Annotated in this window: 13 protein-coding genes; 10 read left to right on the top strand and 3 right to left on the bottom strand. The window is 71.2% G+C overall.

What is annotated here, in order from left to right:
• Nucleotide 1: 1 nt before the first annotated feature.
• Nucleotides 2–868, bottom strand: a complete 867-nt coding sequence (locus ABZZ38_RS10740) for a hypothetical protein (RefSeq protein WP_356737959.1) — start codon at nucleotides 866–868, stop codon at nucleotides 2–4.
• A gap of 361 nt (nucleotides 869–1,229) precedes the next feature.
• On the opposite strand from ABZZ38_RS10740, the gene ABZZ38_RS10735 reads away from it, so the two are divergent.
• The 8 genes from ABZZ38_RS10735 to ABZZ38_RS10700 all read left to right on the top strand — a co-directional run bounded on the left by ABZZ38_RS10735 (nucleotide 1,230) and on the right by ABZZ38_RS10700 (nucleotide 7,696).
• A complete protein-coding gene (locus ABZZ38_RS10735) occupies nucleotides 1,230–1,490 on the top strand; it encodes a CopG family transcriptional regulator (protein WP_356737957.1) in 261 nt (86 codons plus the stop codon).
• Nucleotides 1,487–1,900 (top strand): PIN domain-containing protein, encoded by a 414-nt coding sequence (locus ABZZ38_RS10730; protein WP_356737955.1) that lies wholly within the window; start codon nucleotides 1,487–1,489, stop codon nucleotides 1,898–1,900. The genes ABZZ38_RS10735 and ABZZ38_RS10730 overlap by 4 nt, the downstream gene beginning before the upstream one ends.
• A 241-nt stretch (nucleotides 1,901–2,141) precedes the next feature.
• Entirely contained in the window at nucleotides 2,142–2,630 is a 489-nt protein-coding gene (locus ABZZ38_RS10725) for a hypothetical protein (protein WP_356737953.1), read from the top strand.
• 96 nt (nucleotides 2,631–2,726) lie between these two features.
• Complete coding sequence (locus ABZZ38_RS10720; RefSeq protein WP_356737951.1) at nucleotides 2,727–3,533, top strand: hypothetical protein; 807 nt, start codon at nucleotides 2,727–2,729, stop codon at nucleotides 3,531–3,533.
• A gap of 118 nt (nucleotides 3,534–3,651) precedes the next feature.
• Complete coding sequence (locus ABZZ38_RS10715; protein ID WP_356737949.1) at nucleotides 3,652–4,308, top strand: NAD(P)H-dependent oxidoreductase; 657 nt, start codon at nucleotides 3,652–3,654, stop codon at nucleotides 4,306–4,308.
• 6 nt (nucleotides 4,309–4,314) lie between these two features.
• Entirely contained in the window at nucleotides 4,315–5,217 is a 903-nt protein-coding gene (locus ABZZ38_RS10710; protein ID WP_356737947.1) for an alpha/beta fold hydrolase, read from the top strand.
• Entirely contained in the window at nucleotides 5,144–7,174 is a 2,031-nt protein-coding gene (locus tag ABZZ38_RS10705) for a BTAD domain-containing putative transcriptional regulator (RefSeq protein ID WP_356737945.1), read from the top strand. The genes ABZZ38_RS10710 and ABZZ38_RS10705 overlap by 74 nt, the downstream gene beginning before the upstream one ends.
• 357 nt (nucleotides 7,175–7,531) lie before the next feature.
• A complete protein-coding gene (locus ABZZ38_RS10700; protein ID WP_356737943.1) occupies nucleotides 7,532–7,696 on the top strand; it encodes a hypothetical protein in 165 nt (54 codons plus the stop codon).
• A gap of 36 nt (nucleotides 7,697–7,732) precedes the next feature.
• Here the strand turns inward: ABZZ38_RS10700 and ABZZ38_RS10695 are convergent, their stop codons facing one another.
• Together ABZZ38_RS10695 and ABZZ38_RS10690 are read right to left on the bottom strand one after the other, a co-directional pair.
• Nucleotides 7,733–10,042: an AfsR/SARP family transcriptional regulator gene (locus ABZZ38_RS10695; protein ID WP_356737941.1), complete on the bottom strand. Its 2,310-nt coding sequence runs from the start codon at nucleotides 10,040–10,042 to the stop codon at nucleotides 7,733–7,735.
• 40 nt (nucleotides 10,043–10,082) lie between these two features.
• Nucleotides 10,083–11,696 carry an aminotransferase class III-fold pyridoxal phosphate-dependent enzyme gene (locus tag ABZZ38_RS10690; RefSeq protein WP_356737939.1) on the bottom strand — a complete coding sequence of 538 codons (1,614 nt, stop codon included), beginning with the start codon at nucleotides 11,694–11,696 and terminating at the stop codon, nucleotides 10,083–10,085.
• A 193-nt stretch (nucleotides 11,697–11,889) separates the two neighbouring features.
• On the opposite strand from ABZZ38_RS10690, the gene ABZZ38_RS10685 reads away from it, so the two are divergent.
• Both ABZZ38_RS10685 and ABZZ38_RS10680 read left to right on the top strand, forming a co-directional pair.
• Nucleotides 11,890–12,438, top strand: coding sequence for a flavin reductase family protein (locus tag ABZZ38_RS10685; protein ID WP_356737938.1), 549 nt, complete (start codon nucleotides 11,890–11,892; stop codon nucleotides 12,436–12,438).
• A gap of 111 nt (nucleotides 12,439–12,549) precedes the next feature.
• Nucleotides 12,550–13,440, top strand: a complete 891-nt coding sequence (locus ABZZ38_RS10680; protein ID WP_356737936.1) for an NAD(P)-binding domain-containing protein — start codon at nucleotides 12,550–12,552, stop codon at nucleotides 13,438–13,440.
• Nucleotides 13,441–13,506 lie beyond the last annotated feature (66 nt).

Here is a 13,506-nt window from a genome sequence, read left to right as displayed (position 1 = left end):
GCTACTCTTCGGGGTCTTGATCGGATACGGGGATCTCCCTGGACTCTCTCCTCTCACGGACTGCGACATGCATTTCAATAGGAGTCCTCGACAAAACTGCAGCTACCATTTCCTCGAAAAACCTGTTAATGGACACGTCTTCTGGAACAAGTTCGGGACGCACCTTAATGCCTTCCGCAATGCCTGGGGTCCAATCGGCAATGATGAGGGCCGTCGCATCGTAGACGTCCAACTCCGCTTTCAGCTTTCTCATCATGTCGATCGCCCGCTCATACGAACCAGGCGCCTGTGAGTGAATCGATGAGTTCAGCAGAAAAACAAAGCCAATCGCGGCCAGGGGATGTCGCCCGCGCAGGTTTTTCGCGTCACCATAGGACTCTTCAAAGCGATTGAACATGTTATTGCCGAACGAAGACTCCATGGTCTTTGTAGAGACCATGATTTCAGGCCCTCGGGCCCACTGCGCCACAACAACATCAACCTGCTTCACATATGCTCTGCCGAGCACTTTTGCACTGGTCGGCGCCGTCCGCTTGTCCTTGAGTAGACGCTTGCGCAGATCGGCGCGCATCGTTTTCGGGAGCCTATTAATGAATGTCGACACTTCGTGTGGCAGGACTCTTGGCGCCTCTTGACGGGGCCACACCTCATCCGCGTGAAATCCCGCGCGCCTCAATTCGTGCGCTATCCAGGAATCCAAAGCCTTGGCGAGCCACCCGCTCTGCGAGGTCGCCCCTTGACCGATCGGAATGCCAATCAAGTCTTCCAACAGGCCCATGTCGGCGTAGTATGCGCCCTCCTTCCATGGAGAGGTGTCACCTGCGCCGGCCAGGAGAGGTTCGAACTCGACAAAGCTGTCTTCAGACATTGACTACCAATTCAGACGTTTTGCCCAAAAGTGCACGGCAGGTATGCGGCGCATCTACAGCACGCTAGAGGATCTTGAGCCGTCTCGTCGCCGGAACCATGGACTATATGTGGACCGAGGAAGCGCCGATCCCCTCCTGGACCCCACCGACCTGCAAAAATGGCATGCAAACAGTCGGCCTCCGGAGCCGCGTGCGCAGGTTCGAATGCTGCCGGGGGCACAGAGCCCGACCAGCGTGATCAAGCCGCTGACCAACCAAAGCGCCAGAGACAAAGAGCCGAACCCAGTCCTACTGGCTCTGGCTCTTTGTCATTGCCTGTCACGGCACCCCGACTGTGGCATGAGAGGTAGCATAAGGAGCATGAGTGAGCCCACCCAGAAGTACTCGATCACGATGCCGCGGGACATCGCCGAAGCCGCTCGCGCCCGCAGCGGTCCCTCCGGGCTGTCCGCCTACGTGGCCGCCGCCGTCGCCCGCCAGATCGAGCGCGACAACCTGAACGAGCTCATTCACGTCGCCGAAGCGGAGCACGGGCCCATCTCCGATGAGGAAATCCAGTCCCTCCGAGACCAGCTTCACCAAGCCCGCCAGCAGGAGAGCAACAGGGCGGGTGCCGCGTGAGCCGGTCCGTCGGCGCCCCTGGTGGCACGCTCGTCCTCGACAGCGAGGGATTGGCCAAGGCCGTCCTGCGCGACCGCACGGTCACCGCCTGGCTCGCCCTCGCGCGCGCCGACGACCTGCGCGTCATCACGTCTGCCGCCACTCTCGTCGAGGTGGTCCACCCCCGGATCAATCGCCCCGCACTGGAGTGGACCCTGTCTCGCCTCGTCGTCGAACCGGTCACCGATCCCATCGCCCGTCGCGCCGCCGCACTCCTCTCCGAGGCTGGCCTGCACGGACACAGGTACGCCATCGACGCGATGCTCGGCGCGACCGCCCTCGCCGCCCCCGAGCCCGTCACCGTGCTCACCTCCGACCCAGAAGACCTCGTCGCACTGTGCGGAGCTCGCGTCACCGTTATCAAGGTCTGAAGGCCTCTCGCGCCGGCCATGAAATCGGCGCGGGACAACACCGTCCCAGGACACGAAGCACCGATCGCGGGTCACGGGCAGGCCGTTCACTCGTGAGTCGTGGCCGCGACAGCTCAACACGGCCGACACAGACGTGAGTCGAGCGGGTGGGGTTGCTCCTTAAACAGTTGTCCGGGACTCGGATGTCTGGTTGTGTCGGGCATCAGGCGTGACATGACTGAACGTTGAGGGGGAACTCTACGTGCGATTTCGTATAGCGGCGTCTTCCGCTGCCCTGGCCGGGTTGCTGGCCATCGGTGCGGCCGTGCCGGCGCAGGCTGATGACCACAGCGCGCCGCGGGACCAGGCCACCTACGGGCAGGAGTACGCCGCCGCCGCGGGGGTCGGGGCGTTCGTGACCGCGGGGGACCGGGTGCACTTCTCGCACACCGTGCGGGGGTCCATCAACGCGCACGGCTGGTGGAAGCGGCTGAGTGGGCCGGCGACCACCGCCAAGGTGACGGTGTGGCTGCAGGTGAAGAACGGGTCCGGCTGGACGACGCTGACCAAGGGGGTCAAGACCGTTCGCTCCGGTGGTGGAAGCGGGAAGCGGACACCGGCCGCCTGGAAGTGCACCAATCTGATCGAGCGGCACTCCTTCCGGAGCGTCATCGACGTCGACCTGGTCGGGTACCCGGATCAGGACAACAAGAAGATCACGGACACGGTGACGCTGTACTGTGGCACGTGATCAATGACTGACTGATAGCGGCGCTGGGAGGGAATCTTCCAGCGCCGCCTTCTTTTCGGGAGTCTCCCTGTGTTTCCCCCCACCGTGATCATCGGCATGCATGGAATCCTCGAGCGGCATCCGTGGTTCGACCGCGTGGTGGAGCAGGACGCCGAGGGAAGTGTCGAGGAGGACGTCCTCGGTCTGGCGATCGACCGGGCCGGTTCCTACGGGTGGCGCACCCTGAGCACCTGGCTGAACGAGGGCGGGCAGGTCACGGCTCACCATGAACCCACGGCGTGGGCCCATGAGGAGGCCGGCGGTGACTGGACACAGGACGGACGAGTGCGCCGGCTGGCCTGGCTGCAGGCCGGCGTCCTCACCGATCCCCCGCGGCCCGGTCTTCCCGTACGGCCGGTCGTCCTGGTGTTGTCCGAGACGCTGGCCCGCGTCGGCACGGTGACGTTCACCGGACTGCACGCCCTGCTGCCGTTGCAGGCGGCCGAGCGCGACACCGCCTTCCACCAGACCGAGTTGGCGCCGTGGTTCGGCCTGGCCGATCCGGATGCCCGGTACGACGTGGTGGTGACCCTCTCCTGTCGCCCCGGGGAGGGCGGAGTGGACGAGGGCGACGCCGGGGCCGTGCGCGCAGCCGTACGGGAGATGGCGCAGGGGGCGCTGGATGTCTCCGCCGCTGACGCCGTCGCCGACGCCGACGGCGGTGTGCCGGGACTGGACCTCGACCTCGGGCGGGTCATGCATACCGAAGGGATGCGCGAGGTGCTGCGGTTCGGTTGCCGTACGCGCGAGTGGTCGCCCGACGTCGCGGTGTGGCTGGTGGAGATGGTCGCCGACGCCGTGCGGGGAGTGGGGCGTGCGGCGCCGGTCGTGGTGACGGTGTCGTTGGCATCCCCGGCGGCGTAGTCCCCCTGAGACGCCGCCTGGGCCGGTACCGCTCGCGGTACCGGCCCTTTCGCGTACCCCCGGCGCCGCGGGGGTCCGAAGCGCACCCGAGGGAGACCCGAAGCGGTTCCTAAGGCATATGCCGCAGAGTGGGGACGGGTGCGGGTTCGGAGGGGGAATTGTGTGGGACGAACGCGAGCGGTTGAGACTGGTGATCCTTGTGGGGGCCACCAGGCAGGGTCGGTTCGGGCTGGCGGCGGCCGAGTGGCTGGCCTCGCGGGCCCGGCTGCGGAAGGACTTCGAGGTCGACGTCATCGACCTCGCCACCGCCTGGCTCCCCGATCTGATGACCGCCGACCCCGCCGTGTCCCGGCCGTCAGCCGTGCGGGACCTGTCGCCGTGGCTGGACGCCGCCGACGCGTTCGCCGTGATCACGCCCGAGTACCGGCACGGTTACCCGGCCTCCCTGAAGAACGCGATCGACTGGTACGACCGGGAGTGGCACGCCAAGCCCGTCGGCTTCCTCTCCTACGGCGGGCCCTCCGGAGGGCTGTGCGCCGTGGCGCAACTGCGGCAGGTCTTCGCCGAGTCCCATGCCGTCACGGTCAGCGAGACCGTCAGTTTCCACGACTACGACAAGCGCTGGGGGCCCGACGGCGCGCTCCTCGACACCGAGGACTGCCGCAGGGACGCCGTCGCCATGCTCGACAGGCTCGGGTGGTGGGCCCGGGCGCTGTGCCGGGCCCGTGCCCGCGAGCCGTACAGATGCGCGGACCGTCCGCGCGCGGAGGAGTGAAGGTTCATGGACAACACCTGGTTCCGGCGGTTCGCCGAGCCCGCCCCCGACGCTCCCGCGCTGGTGTGCTTCCCGCACGCCGGTGGCGCCGCCAGCGCGTACGCCCCACTGGCCCGGTTGCTGGCCGGGCGGCTCGACGTCCTGGCGGTGCAGTACCCGGGCCGGCAGGACCGGCGCGGTGAGGCACCCGCGGGCGGCATCCTCGACCTCGCCGCCGCCGTCGCGGAGCGGCTGCCGGACGGTACGGGCCGGCCGTACGCCTTCTTCGGGCACAGCATGGGCGCCCTCGTCGCCTACGAGACCGCGCGCATACTCGGGGGCCGGTCCGTCCCGGCCCCGGTCCGGCTCTTCCTGTCCGGGCGCGGGGCGCCCGGCACCGGCCCGAACCGCCACGACCGCCTCGGCGACGACCGGGCCATCCTGGCCGCGGTCCGGGTCCTCGGGGGCACCGACGCCTCCGTGCTCGACGACCCCGAGCTCGTCGACATGGTGCTGCCCGCGCTGCGCGCCGACTACGGGGCCCTCGCCTCGTACACCTGGCAGCCCGGGCCCGCGCTCGACATCCCGATCACCGTGCTGGTGGGCGACTCCGACCCGGTCGTCCCCGTCTCCTCGGTGGCCGGATGGGCGCAGCAGACCCGACTGGACAACGATGTCCGGGTCTTCACGGGGGGTCACTTCTATCTGAGCGATCAGCTCGCGGAAGTGGCCGGGACGATCGTTGGCCACTTGGAAACACGTCATGGGGGTAGGAGTGGAATTCAGGATTCTGGGCCCGCTGGAAGCATCGGCGGGCGAACGGACACTGGCTCTCGGGGGGTTCAAGCAGCGCGCGGTGCTCGGTCTCCTGCTCCTGCGGGCGAACCGGGTGGTGGCCACCAGCGAACTGCTGGCCGCACTCTGGCCTGACGAGGACCGCCCGGCGACGGCCCGGAAGATCGTCCAGAACGCCGTCTGGGGGCTGCGCGCCGTCCTCGCCGGGGAGCCGCCGGCCGACGCGCCGCAGGACACGCGGGAAGCGCGGGAAGCGCCGGGACGGGCCCCCGAACTCGTCACCCAGGCCCCCGGCTACGTCCTGCGCGTGGACCCCACGCAGGTCGACCTGCACCGCTTCAACCGCCGCGTCGCCGAGGGCCGCACCCGCCTCTCCGCCGGTGAGCCCCAGGAAGCCGCCCGGCTGCTCGGGCTGGCCCTCGGGGAGTGGCGCGGGCCCGCCCTCGCCGACCTCGCCGAGGCGGGCACCGACTGGCCCGAGCTGACCGCGCTGCGCCAGTTACGGCTGGACGTCATGGAGGACCGCTTCGAAGCCGAGCTGCGCAGCGGACAGCACCACGCGGTCCTCGGCGAACTCGTCTCCCTCACCGACGCCGAGCCCCTCCGCGAACGGCTGTGCGGCCAGTTGATGCTCGCCCTCTACCGGTGCGGACGCCAGGCGGAGGCGCTGAACGTCTTCAGCCGGGTGCGGCGCGCACTGGTCGAGGAGCACGGCCTCGAACCCTCCCGCGAACTCCACGTGCTCCAGCAGCACATCCTCACCCACGACCCCTCCCTCACCCCCGGCGCCGAGCCCGCACGCGCGGCCGTCACCGCCCTGCCCGCGCCGACGGCCGCGTCCATCGCGTCGGCCGCGGCGCCCGTCGCCGAGCGCCGCGCGGTCGCCGTCCTGCTGGTCCGCTCCGGACCCGGGCAGCCGGCCCGTACGCCCGCCCTGTCGCTGCACGACTCCCTGGCCGCCGTCGCCGACTGCGTCGAGGAGTACGGCGGTACCGTCGCCGGCTCCCTCGGCCACGTCTCGGTCGCGGTGTTCGGGCTCCGTGCCGACCCGGCCACCGCCTCCGTCGACGCGGTACGGGCCGCCCTCGCCCTGCGCACCCGGCTTGACGCCCCCTCGGGCAGCGCCGCCCAGGCCGTGGTGGTCTCGGGCGACGCGCTGGTGCGCCACGACCCGCGCGACCCCACCGCCCCCGTCTCCGTGGCAGGCCGCCTCGTCGACGAGGCCAGCGCCCTGCTCCCCGGCGTCGCCCCCGGTGAGATCCACCTCGGCGGTGGCGCGGTGCGCGACACCGAGGGGCTCGTACGCCAGCTGCCGGCCGACCGGCCCGGCGTACGCCGCGTGGTGGGCCTCCAGCCCACCGGCGGTGGCGGCGCCGCCCCCCTCCACGAGCCGCCGGGCGGTCACAGCGCCGAACTGGCCATTCTGGGACGGCTGCTGGAACGCGCCCGGCGCCATGACGCACCGCACCTGGTCACCATCCTGGGCGACCCGGGCGTCGGCAAGAGCCGGTTCCTCGACGACTTCCAGCACACCGTCTCCGGTGAGCCGGTCCGCGTCGTACGCGTCGGGTCCGAGGACGGTGCCCGGTGGACCGCGCGGGACGTCCTCATGGCGTGCTGCGGTCTGTCGGCCTCCGCCGCCGTCGGCGACCGGCTCACCGAGATCGTCCGGCGCCTGGCCGGGCACGGCGAGACCGCCGAGCGGCTGCTGCGGTGCCTGCGTCCGGTGCTGGGCGGCGGCGACGCCGGACTCATGCGCTCCCGCGAGATCCTGGACAGCTGGTGCGAACTGCTGGCGCTCCTGGCCCGCGAACAACCTCTGGTGTTGTGCCTGGACGACGCCCACCGCGCCGAGGACAGCGTCCTCGACTGTGTCGAGCGGCTCGCCTCCACCACACAGGAAGTGCCGCTGTTCGTGGTCGCCTGCGCACGGCCCGAGCTGCTCGAACTGCGGCCGTTCTGGGGCAGCGGGCTGCGCCACAGCACGACGCTCACGCTCGACCGCACGCCCGATCCGGCGCCCGACCCGGTCGCCGGACCCCCCTGGGCCCGGCACGCCACCGGCCGCCGCCAGCTGTTCGGAGGCGCCTGAACACCCAGTGACCGTGGAATGGAGCGGGCGAGTGCGGCACTTGCTTCCCTGGTTCGTATGGATGACGCCGTACTCGCCCCACATCACCGGGGTCCGGATCTGACCGAGCTGGTCGGCAGGGAGTTCGTGGAGGCCCTGTCGGCCGGTCTGCGCCGCTCCGCGGCGGCCGGCCTCCGGGCATCCGGCCGGCAGCCCTCGCCACCGGCGCCTCATGACGCACCGGTGCCTCATGGTTCCCCGGACGGTCCGGGACCGGCGGCAGGGGACCCCGGTTCGGCCGGACCTCGGCAGCCCCAGGAGCCTCACGGAGGCGCGGGGGGCCGGGGCGTCCCGGAGGTCGCGGCCCGTACGACCGCGATGACGGACCCCGCCTGCCGGCAGATCGTCGCCTCGACCCGTCTGCTGGAGAAGGCGGTCGCGGCCCTGCCCCCCGGGCACCCGGCCGGGGACCAGGCGATCCGCGCCCTGACCCGGGCCATCGACAGGATCGTCGCCCGCTCCGGGGCCGGGCCGGACGACTGACGCCCGGCCGGGCGGGCGGGAACGCGGCGCCGGGAGCTATCCCGCGTTCCCGTCCGGCGAGCACAGGGACCGCAGCAGGTGGTCGAAGGCGTCGCCGGCCACGGGGGCGAGGCGCAGGGTCATCGTGTGCTGCAGTCCGCCGGCCCAGGCCGGGCGGCGGACGAGCAGGCTGTGGTCGGCGCCGACGACGGTGAGCACGGCGCCCCCGTCGCAGTCGGCGGACAGCTCCTCGACCATCTCCAGGAGGGCCTCCTCGGCCCGGTGGAGGTCGTCCCACATCAGGACCAGGGGCTGCGCGCGGGCCACCTCCACCATGAACCGGCGCCAGGCGGCGAGGAGGCGGTGGGCTTCCTCGCCGGCTGTGTCGCCCCCGGCCCCCTCCCCGCCGCTCCCCGCCCGGCGGGGCCGGTCCACCGCGCGCTCCACGAGCGGACCCAGGAGCGGGAGCAGCACCGCCGGGTCGTACGCGTCGCGGACGTCATAGGGGTCATGGAGGTCGTACGGGTCATGGAGGTCGTACGGGTCGAGCCGGTGTGGCCTCGGGGGTGTCAGGGACGTCAGCGCGCCGGAGAGTTTGTGGTGGGCGGCTGCCGGGGTGTCCTGGGGTGTGACGCCGCAGTACGCGGCCAGCATCCCGGCCGGGGCCGACAGGGCGTCGCCCGGGTCCGTGACGGTGGCGCGCAGGACGCGGATCGCGTCGCCGGCCGTGGCCGTGACGCGGCGCTGGAACTCCATCAGCAGGCGGGTCGTACCGCGGCCGGAGTGACCGAGGACGGTGACGAGGTGCGGGGTGGAGCGCAGTCGGGCGCGGCCAAGGAAGCCGGCCATCAGGTCCAGTTCGCACGCGCGCGAGGCCCGGGCGTCGCCGTCGCGCGCGTCCCGGCCGGAGGTGCGGACCTGCCAGGTGGCGGTCGCGGCGGAGACGCGGTGGTAGGTCAGCGCGGCCTCGGTGCGCCGGCGGGTCTCGTCGCAGACGTGCACCTCGCCCGGGGGTGTCCGCGCCAGCATGGCCTCGCACGCGTCCACCAGGCCGCCGCCGACCCGGGGGCGGCCGGAGCCGCCGGCGGGCGCGGATCGGTGGCACACGACGGCCGTGCCGGTGGCCACCGCCGCGTGGACGAACAGTCCCCGGACGGCCGGGGTGGGCGGGGCGAGCAGGCCCGTGGGGATGCTGAGGCAGTCGCGTACGGCGGCCCCGGCCCGTACCGCGCGTCCCGCGCTGTCGGTGCCGTCCGCACCGGTGGTGTCATCCGCGCTTCCGGTGTCCCCGGTCGGTTCCGCGCCGTCCTGTTCGAACAGAGCGAGCAGGACCGAGCCGATCGACGCCGCCGGCTGTCCGCCGTACTTGTCGATCTCCTCCCGCGCCAGCTGGCACACCGTGTCGAGCACCCGGTCGATGTCCCCCGCGGGCAGGTCGTCGAATTCGGGGCCGAGGCCGAAGCGGAGCATCAGCACGCTGCCGGGGCGGTGGTCGTCCGCGTCGGGGTCACCGGTGGCGTCCGTGGCATCGCCGGCGTCCGTGCGCAGCGCGTCCCGCGTGGCGCCCACCGTCCCGGTGCCGGTCGCCGGCGGGGGCGCGTCCAGTTCCAGGCCGGGGTCCTGGGACAGGATGGACCGCTGCAACTGCTGGAGCCGGCGCCCCGGTTCCAGTCCGAGGCCCTCCACCAGGGCGGCGCGGACGCGGGCGTACACGCCGAGGGCGTCGGCCTGCCGCCCGCAGCGGTAGAGGGCGAGTATCAGCTGGTGCGACGCCCGTTCGCGCAGGGGTTCCGCCTCGACGAACGCCTCCAGTTCGCGCAGGACGGGCTGGTGGCCGCCGCAGAGGAGCTCCGCCTCGAAGCGGTCCTCCATGATGTCGAGGCGTTTCTTCTCCAGGGCGGCCAGCTCGGGCCAGGTGGTGCCGGCCTCGGCGAGGTCGGCGAGCGCCGGGCCGCGCCACAGGTCCAGCGCCCCGCGCAGCACCCGGCGGGCACTGGCGGGGTCGCCTGCGGAGAGGGCCGCCCGGCCCTGGGCCGTCATCCGCTCGAAGCGGAAGAGGTCGACCCGCTCGGGCGGCACCCGCACGACGTACCCGGGTGGGCGGGTGAGCAGTTCCGCCGCGCCGGGCGAGTCCGCGGAGGCGGCGAGTGTCCGCCGTACCCGCCAGACGGCGTTCTGCAGGATCTTCCGGGCCGTCCCGGGCATCCGGTCCGGCGGCCACAGGGCGTTGAGCAGGTGCCGTGTGGGCACGACCTGGTTGGCGTGCAGCAACAGGAAGGCGAGGGCGGCGCGCTGGCGCGTTCCGCCGAGGGTCACCGGTCCCCTGTCGTCCTCGATCTCCAGTGGTCCCAGTAGCCGGAACTCCATCGGTCTCCCCCGTCGAGTCGCTGAGCCGGATCGTGGGGGGTCAGTGGGCGGGCGCGGCCGTGAGGCGTTCTCCGTCCCCGTCGCGCAGCAGCCGGCAGATGTCCCGCAGGCCCTCGCCGAGCTGGGCGATCTCGCCGTCGGTGAGCAGGAGGGAGGGCTCGAAGCGCAGGGTGTTGACCGCGCTCGCCGTCGGGAAGGTCCGTACCCGGTGTTCCCGCAGCAGGTGGCCGGCGAGGAAGTAGCCGAACAGTCCGCTCACCGCCAGCCCGCGCAGGACCTCGGAGGGGGCTTCGGACTGGTCGTGGAACTCCAGGCCGAGCATCAGGCCCTGGCCGCGGACGTCCTTGACCTGCTCGGGGAAGTCCGCGCGGACGGCTTCGAGCATCGCGCGCAGCGCCTCGCCCCGCTCGGCGGCCCGGCGGTAGGCGCTGCCGCCGTCCCGCTCCAGCAGTTCGAGGACCTTCAGGCCGATGGTGCAGGAGAAGCTGTCCTTGGCGAAGGTCGAGCTGTGGACGATCTCGAATTCCTGGCGGTAGCGGGCCTGGCGCACCAGCATCACGGACGCCTTGGCGATGCCGCCGCCGAGGGTCTTGGCGAGCGTGTAGTAGTCGCCGCGCAGGCCCATCCGGGACGAGGCGAGCAGCGTGCCGGTCCGGCCCATGCCGCTCTGGATCTCGTCGACGATGACGGGGCAGTCGATCTCCTCGCAGAAGCGCTGGATCTCGCGGGCGAACTCCGGGGAGAGGACGTGGATTCCGCCCTCGCCCTGGATCGGTTCGACGAGGAAGGCGCAGAAGACGGGGAACTCGTGTTCCACGACGTCCACGCGGCCGTCGGCGACGGTGAGGCCGAGCAGGACGCCGCGCTCCTCGGCGTGGATCTCCTTCAGCGTCTCGGGGCGGTCGCGCGGTACGAAACGGGCCTGTGCGGCGAGCCCCTTGAACGGGGTGCGGTAGTGCTCGTTGTGGGTGAGCTGGACGCTGGTGCCCAGCTTGCCGTGGAAGCCGCCCTCCAGGGCGAGGAACAGCGGCGGCCGGTCGAGCCGCGCCGCGTTCTGACGGGCGAGGGTGTCCGTCAGCTCGTCCAGCGCGGCGGTGACGTCCCCGGGGTCGGTGGCGGTGAGGCCGAAGTGGGCGCGGGCGCGCTCGGAGAGCACGGCCGCGCCGGAGGCGACGGCGGCGCGGGCCTGCTCGGTGTGGTGGTCCAGCTGCTCGCGGAGCGCCGCGATCCGCATGCCCCGGTCCATTTCGGCGTGCTTGACGGCGGCTTCGATCGCCTCGGCGCCGGTGTTGGCGAAGATGGCGAAGTAGGGCTCGTCCACACCGAGTTCGCGGTGCACGATCCGGTTGAGCTCCGCCGCGAGGCGGTTGGCGTAGGGGTGCCGGGAGAACTGGGCGTGCACGGGCGTGCCCGCGGCCAGCAGGTCCCGCGCGCAGGCGGTGATCTCGGGGTGGTTGTGGCCGAGCAGCACCGAGCCGTAGCCGCCGGCGAAGTCGACGACCGGGATCTCGCCGCCGTCGTCACCCCGCTGGTACAGGGTGTTGCCCTCGGCGCGTACGTACTCGACGGCCAGCCCCGCGGTACCCAGCACCTGGCGCAGGTACGGTTCGGCGAGTTCCGGCCCTTCGGCCGCGGAGTTCTTGGTGTCGTCCATGCGCACACAGTGGGCCAGGTGGGTCAGCGGCCGGTCATCGCAGGATCTTGCGGGGGCGGTGGTCCGGCGAGTGAGTGCCGTTACCGGAGGATGACGGACTCCCGTAAAGGCGGCGGTACGTTGAGGAATGCGAGCCCTGGTTCGTAACCGGCAGGGCCTGAACGTGCCCCGCGAAACGATCGGAGAATACGGAATGAATTCCGCGCCCGCTGATATCGATGCCGTGTCCGCGCCGCCCGCGCATGATTCGGTGACCCCTTCGGTGCTGAGGGGAGTGATGTCACGTTTCGCGACCGGCGTCACCGTGATCACCGTGGGCGGGGAGCATCTGCACGCCATGACGGCCAACGCGTTCAGCTCGGTGTCCCTGGATCCGCCGTCGGTGCTGTGCAGCGTGGGCCACGGTGCGGTGATGCACAAGGCGCTGACCTCGGCCGGGCGGTTCGCGGTGAACATACTCGGCGCCGAGCAGGAGCCGCTGGCCCGGCATTTCGCCGACAACAAGCGCACCCTGGGCGCCGCCCAGTTCGACGACGTCGCGTGGGCGCCGGGCGAGCGGACCGGCGCCCCGCTGCTGGGCGGTTCACTCGCCTGGCTGGAATGCGAACTGACCGCCGCGCATTCCTTCGGCGATCATACGATCTTCATCGGAACGGTGCTGGCGGCCGGTCAGACCGGTGACGGCCAGGGACTTCTTTTCGTCGACGGCCGATTCGGAAAGCCGGAGCTTTCCGGCCGGTGACCGGATCATTACCCGGCGATGACCGCCGGATGCCATGACCATGGACCGATCATTCGTCACCCTTGCTTTGATGACAGGACTGATCCACAGAGCAAGAGCAGGGGAGTTTTCATGGCGGGCAAAGACCGTTCACCGGTGACAGTCATCGGCCTCGGACTGATGGGGCAGGCGCTGGCCTCCGCGTTCGTGGGGGCGGGGCATCCGACCACCGTCTGGAACCGTACGGCCGACAAGGCGGCAGGCCTCGTGTCGCAGGGCGCGACGGTCGCCGCCTCGCCGGAGGATGCGGTGGCGGCCGCCGATCTGGTCGTCGTGTGCGTGTCGGACAACGACGTGCTGCACACGGTGCTGGACCCGGTGACGGACACGCTGAAGGGCCGCGTGGTCGCCAACCTGACCTCCGGGTCCTCGGACCAGGCGCGGGAGAACGCCGCCTGGGCCGACGAGCGTGGCTTCAGCTACCTCGACGCGGCGATCATGACCGTACCCGCGGGTGTCGGCGCCGCCGATTCGGTGGTCTTCTACGCCGGCCCCAAGGACGCCTACGACAAGCACAGCGCCACGCTGGCGCTGCTGGGCGGCGGGTCCACCCACCTCGGTGAGGACCACGCGCTGGCCGCGCTCTACGACGTCGCGCTGCTGGGCGTCATGTGGGGCACGCTCAACAGCTTCCTCCAGGGTGCGGCGCTGCTGTCCAAGGCCGACGTCAAGGCGGCCGAGTTCCTTCCCTGGGCCACCAAGTGGGTGGACGCGGTCAAGCTGTTCGCGACCGACTACGCGGGCCAGATCGACGCCGGGGACGGGGCCTACCCGGCCAACGACGCGACGATGGAGGTCCACTTCGGTGCCCTTCAGCACCTGGTGCACGAGAGCGAGGCGCAGGGCGTCAACGCCGAGCTCCCGCACTTCGTGAAGTCGCTGATGGAGCGCACCATCGCCAAGGGCTTCGCGCAGAACAGCTACGCCAGCATGATCGAGCTGTTCCGCACCCCGGAGAAGTAGTCTCCGCGCGCCGGCACCCCTTGCGGAACGCACCGGTGGCCCGGACCGATTCCTGATCGGTCCGGG

This window comes from Streptomyces sp. NPDC006368, from assembly GCF_040612535.1.
GTDB lineage: Bacteria > Actinomycetota > Actinomycetes > Streptomycetales > Streptomycetaceae > Streptomyces.
Note: the sequence above shows the minus strand (reverse complement) of the source record. Positions and strands in the feature narration are given on the sequence as shown.

What these genes read in the sequence shown, in the direction of transcription:
- ABZZ38_RS10700 (WP_356737943.1), top strand. Translation starts at nt 7,532, where the DNA reads ATGACGGACCCCGCCTGCCGGCAGATCGTCGCCTCGACCCGTCTGCTG.
- ABZZ38_RS10735 (WP_356737957.1), top strand. Translation starts at nt 1,230, where the DNA reads ATGAGTGAGCCCACCCAGAAGTACTCGATCACGATGCCGCGGGACATC.
- ABZZ38_RS10710 (WP_356737947.1), top strand. Translation starts at nt 4,315, where the DNA reads ATGGACAACACCTGGTTCCGGCGGTTCGCCGAGCCCGCCCCCGACGCT.
- ABZZ38_RS10690 (WP_356737939.1), bottom strand. Translation starts at nt 11,696, where the DNA reads ATGGACGACACCAAGAACTCCGCGGCCGAAGGGCCGGAACTCGCCGAA.
- ABZZ38_RS10695 (WP_356737941.1), bottom strand. Translation starts at nt 10,042, where the DNA reads ATGGAGTTCCGGCTACTGGGACCACTGGAGATCGAGGACGACAGGGGA.
- ABZZ38_RS10720 (WP_356737951.1), top strand. Translation starts at nt 2,727, where the DNA reads ATGCATGGAATCCTCGAGCGGCATCCGTGGTTCGACCGCGTGGTGGAG.
- ABZZ38_RS10680 (WP_356737936.1), top strand. Translation starts at nt 12,550, where the DNA reads ATGGCGGGCAAAGACCGTTCACCGGTGACAGTCATCGGCCTCGGACTG.
- ABZZ38_RS10715 (WP_356737949.1), top strand. Translation starts at nt 3,652, where the DNA reads ATGCCGCAGAGTGGGGACGGGTGCGGGTTCGGAGGGGGAATTGTGTGG.
- ABZZ38_RS10740 (WP_356737959.1), bottom strand. Translation starts at nt 868, where the DNA reads ATGTCTGAAGACAGCTTTGTCGAGTTCGAACCTCTCCTGGCCGGCGCA.
- ABZZ38_RS10685 (WP_356737938.1), top strand. Translation starts at nt 11,890, where the DNA reads ATGAATTCCGCGCCCGCTGATATCGATGCCGTGTCCGCGCCGCCCGCG.